This is a genomic window from Marinitoga sp. 1135, assembly GCF_013363245.1.
In the GTDB taxonomy this organism is placed as follows: Bacteria; Thermotogota; Thermotogae; order Petrotogales; family Petrotogaceae; genus Marinitoga; species Marinitoga piezophila.
The window spans coordinates 1-5341 of the sequence record NZ_LBEZ01000006.1; the positions used below are offsets into that span (position 1 = coordinate 1).

General features: G+C 25.6%; 2 protein-coding genes. Both read right to left on the reverse strand.

The features are described from left to right. Positions 1 to 83: 83 nt before the first annotated feature. On the reverse strand, positions 84 to 800 hold the full coding sequence (locus XO10_RS04130) for a hypothetical protein (protein WP_175421162.1): 717 nt from the start codon (positions 798 to 800) through the stop codon (positions 84 to 86). Positions 801 to 814: 14 nt separating this feature from the next. Continuing rightward, positions 815 to 5200, reverse strand: a complete 4386-nt coding sequence (locus XO10_RS04135; protein WP_175421163.1) for a PQQ-binding-like beta-propeller repeat protein — start codon at positions 5198 to 5200, stop codon at positions 815 to 817. Between the last annotated feature and the right edge of the window lie 141 nt (positions 5201 to 5341).

A 5341-nucleotide genomic window follows, 5' to 3' on the forward strand; every position in this document is an offset into this window, starting at 1 on the left:
CCATCTTTTTCCCTTTTTGTCAATACTTTTTTCGTTACAGTATTCTTTCTGAATTTCTCTTTTTCATTAATAATAATTTATATTTATAAGTCCCAATCTACTTCTTCTTTTCCAAAATCAAATTCAACACCAAATGTTATAAATGATATAGTACCAAAATTTAAACTTATTGTATATGGTAATTTTACATCTTCAAAATCCATTTCATCTTTATATGCAAAAATGTTTAATGATAATCCATATTTTGCAAATAATGAAAGATTATTATCATACCTGTATTTTATTTTAAGTCCTGCATCTATTATATTTATATTTATCTTTTTCAATTGTTCATTTAAACTATCTATAAAATTTGTTTCATCAGCGGAAGAAGTATTATTATCTTCAGAAGTTGTATTTCCTTCACCAATACCTATATCTCCGCTTCCCTTAATATTAAACTTTTTATAAAAAACCATATTATATCCACCATAAAGAGCTAACTCGGTTTTTGGTTCTTTAATTAAATAAAATGCTCCTCCAATTCCACCATAACCTAAATTTACTCCAATTGAAAAATTAACATCTTTTTCTGCTCCAAGTTTAGTAGTTTCCATTTTAGCATTTAAACTTCCTGAAACTCCTGATAATGTTATATATGTTTCAAACATTCCTATATTATATCCAGCAACAAAATTATTATTCAAAACTGATATAGCATTATTTCCTGGATTATATAATCCAAATTCAAAGAAAAGATTTCCTGAAAACATCATTGTAGAAACCACTAAAATTGCAATAAATAAATAGACTTTTTTCATCAACCACAACCTCCTCATTTATTATAATAATTTTTTATTATGGATTTTTCAGGTGTGTTATGTCCTTCAATTTTTATAGCATATAAATTTCCATCCCTGCTTGTAATATATAAAATTCCATCTTTTATAATTGGACTTGAAACAATACCATATCCACTATTAAATATCCAATCGATGCTATAATCTTTATTTAATGCATAAACTTTAGAATCTAAACTTGCAAAGTATATATAACCTTTATCATCAAAGGTAGGTGTCGAATAAATTTCACCATCAGTTTTAAATTTATTTATTAATTCTCCTTTTGGATTTAAAACATAAAGATAATAATCGAGACTTCCAAAATATATATTTCCATTTTCATCTATGCTAACCTTTGTTTGTATAGAACTATTGGTTCTAAATTTAAATATTAACTTTCCAAATTTTGATATTTTATACAAATAATTATCATCGCTGCCTATATAAATATTTCCTTCTTTATCTATAGCTGGAGATGATTTTACAGATCCTCCAGTTTTAAATTTCCAGTTTAATTCACCTCTTTCATTAAGAGAATAAACATATGAATCTGAACCACCAAAAATTATATTTCCATTATAAAATGCAGGCATTGATAATATATAATCATTTGTTTTAAAGGTCCATAAAATATTTCCATTTAAATCTATTGAATATAATACACCTTTTGATGTGCCAACATAAATTCTGTTATTTGCTATTAATGGAGTTGAAAGTATTTTACCTTTCAAATTCAATTTCCAGTTTAAAGTACCATCATTTGTTATTGAATACAACCTTCCTGAGCTGTCTCCAAAATATATATTTCTTCCATCATCGGTATTTGGAGACGCAATAATTTCAGAATTTGTTAAAAATCTCCATTTTAAAACACCTTCAAAAGATACTGCATAGAAATATCTATCGTAGCTACCAAAATATATTCCACTATTTAATACTAAAGGTGTATTTTCTATCCATCCTTTAGTTTTATAATTCCATTTAATCTTACCATATGGATTTACAGTTTTAAAACTCCATATAGGCCCTTCTTTTACAGCGTTTCTGGAATCTTTAACTATAACCTTCCAATAATATGTAGTTTTTGGTTTTAATTTTTCAGGAGTATAGGTTAATGTGTCAACATTTCTCAATACTACTTTTAAATTATCTTTATCTTCTCCAAAAAAGACTGTATACTCCAGTTTATCTCCATCCATATCATAAGCCATCCAGCTTAAAGTTATATCCGTAGGAACATTTACCTCTCCATTGGATGGTTCAGGATTATCCGGACCAAGAGGCAACAAATTCTTAACTATTTTTATCTTTCCAACATTATAATTATTCTTTTTAAATGCTGGCCATTGAGCCTTTTCATTTAAACCCTTATCTTCTACGATAATAGAATATAAATTTCCACTAACATCGCTAAAAATCAAATTATTATTATCTAAAAGTAGATTAGAATCTATTATATCTTCTACTTTAAATTTCCAATTTAATCTTCCTCTTGTATCGAGACAATATATATTGTGGTCATAACTGGAAATATATATATTTCCTTTATCTCCCAATACAGCTGATCCAGTTATTATATATTGAGTTTTAAACTTCCACTTCAAGGTTCCATCAGAATTTATTGCGTATAAATAATTATCCCAACCACCTATATATATTGTGCCATTTTCATCAACTACTGGAGATGATTTAATATAACTTTCTGTTTTAAAACTCCATCTTAAATTGCCGTTATAATCAAGAGAATATACATATCCATCTTCACTGCCTATATATATATTTTCATTGTTATCCAAAGCTGGAGTTTGAGAAATTCTATTTTCAGTTTTATACTTCCATCTTAACGTTCCATCTCTATTAATTGCATATAAATAGCCATCCCAACTTCCTATATACAATGTTCCGCTTCTTCCGATAACTGGACTTCCGCTAATTGAATTATTAGTCTTAAACTTCCACTTTAATGTTCCATCTGGATTAACTGCATATAGATAACCATCCCAGCTTCCTATATATATTATTCCTTTATTATCAATTACAGGTGAAGCAGTTATAATATCTTCACTTTTAAATTTCCACTTTAAATCTCCATTTTTATTTAAAGCATATAAGTATCCTTCATTATTTCCGAAATAAATAAGATTATCAGCATATAATGGCGTTGACCATATTTTATTTTCTGTTTTAAACCTCCAGATTATAGATCCTTTTGAATCCAATTTATAAAAATATCCACTATCATTTCCAATGTAAATATTACCTTCATCATCCAGTACCCCATTACCTTTAATTCTATTTCTGGTATAATATTTCCAATTTAATTTTGGTTCATATTTAATCTTTATATCATATATCTTACTTTCGACATAATTTCCTTTTCCATCTTTTACTGCTATTTTTAATTTATATCTTTTACCAGGAGAAAATTCTGAAATTCTTATTTTATTTTCACTATAATTTTCTACTACTTTCTTTAAAGAATCTATATTATTTCCAAAATAAATATCATATAACAGAGGATCATTATCAATATCTTTTGAAGCAAAAACAATTGTTGAATCTTTTGAAATAGCCTCACTTATATCTGGAAAAATAATTTCAGGCTTCTCCGGAGCATGTGATGTAACAAAATCAAAAACATCGCTTTCATTTCTATTTCCAAGCTCATCAAAAACCTCAACTTTCCAGTAATATTGCTTTCCAGGTTCAAGTTTTTGATTTAAAGAAAATTCCGGTACATCTAATCCTTCAGCTATTTTTTCCAGACTATCAATAGATTGTCCAAAATAAAGATTAAATAATAGCTTTTTACTATCTTTATCTCTCGCAATCCATTTTAATACAGGAGATAATGAGACATTGGTATAATGATTAACCGGATTTTTTTCAACAGGTTTATCCGGTGCATAATTTACCTTAAATTGAATTATATTACTAAAAATAGAAAAATTGCTATCTTTTGCTGCTAATTTTAGGAAATATGATACATTTCCGTCTAAATTTTCTAAATAATAGCTCTTTGCTGATAAATTCCCAGCAATTAATTTTAAATTATTCTTTGATGTTCCAAAATATAAATCATATTTTAAATTCTCTCCATTTAAATCTTTAGAATCCCAGACAACTTTGATTTTATCTTTAATTAAAGTATTTGAATTATTAGCTGGATAGATAATTCGAACATTTACAGGTGGCAAATTAACATATTGCCTATTTAATAAACCATATGAATATGTCCAATACAATTCTTCTTTTCTTAGATTCTCAATATCAATAGAAACAATACTATTTTCAGATACAAAATAAATTTTTCCATCATCTAAAAAGATATTGGTATTGGTAATTTTTTTCTTAATTTCATATCTTGATAAATTCTTTTTATTAAAATCAAAAATAAAAATAGTTCCATCAATTGCTCCGGTAACAATTCCTTTATTAGTAAGAATAGATTTAGCAATTAAATTGTTTACAGATACTTTTTTAACAAGTTTAAAATTAGAATTGTACATATAAATATTGCCTGTAGTGGTAAGATAAATATTTCTATTTTTATCGACTAATATATTTAATAATATTCTATCGTTATCAAAATGCTTTTTCCAAATAGTTTTTCCATTAGTAGAAATAACATATAGCCATTTTGTACTTGTAATAACATATATATTCCCCAAATTATCTGATGCAAAATTACCAATAACACTTCCATTAACCTTAGAAGTAGCAATTCTATCGCCTAAAGAATTAAAAATATAAATATTCCCCTGAATATCTCCAAAAACAACATTATTATTATAGGTAACAAGCAATTTTGAAGTAACTGAAGTATTTAAACTATTTATCCAGACCTTTTTAAAATCAACAAATTTAATAATATTACCATTCACAGTTAAAATATAATATTCATCAAATGGAGTTAAAGCAATGGATTTAATATTATCCTCAAATTTAAAATTAAAGAGATTATTATTGGAAAAATTATAAAAATAAAGTGTATTGCCGTTAGAAAAAACAAGCTCAGATTTATTGGAAATGAGAAAGTTGCTAAACAAAGAAGATTCAAATTTTTTAGAAAAAATCATCTTAAAATCTTTAAAAACATATAAAGTATCAAGATCATGAAAAGCAATATAAGCTTTATATGTAATGAAAGAACCTCTAATTTTGGTATTAATATCAATAGTCTTTATATTAAAAGTCTGACTACTTAATGCAGCGTTATTGGATTTTGAAGTAGTATTCGAAGAAGACGCAATAAAAGGATTTTTAAAGATACTGGAAATATCAAAATTAAATAATCCATTAAAATAATTAGAAGAGCATGAACTTAAAACAAAGATCAAAAAAATAAAAATAATATAATTAATTATAAATTTTTTCATTTTAATCCCTCCAAATTAAATATATCAAAAATAATTATATCAAAAAATATAAAAAAATATATTTAATTTTGTATAAACTATTTATTAATAATAAATTATTAATAACATAAACAAAAACCCCCAGTCTTTTGACTGGGGGAA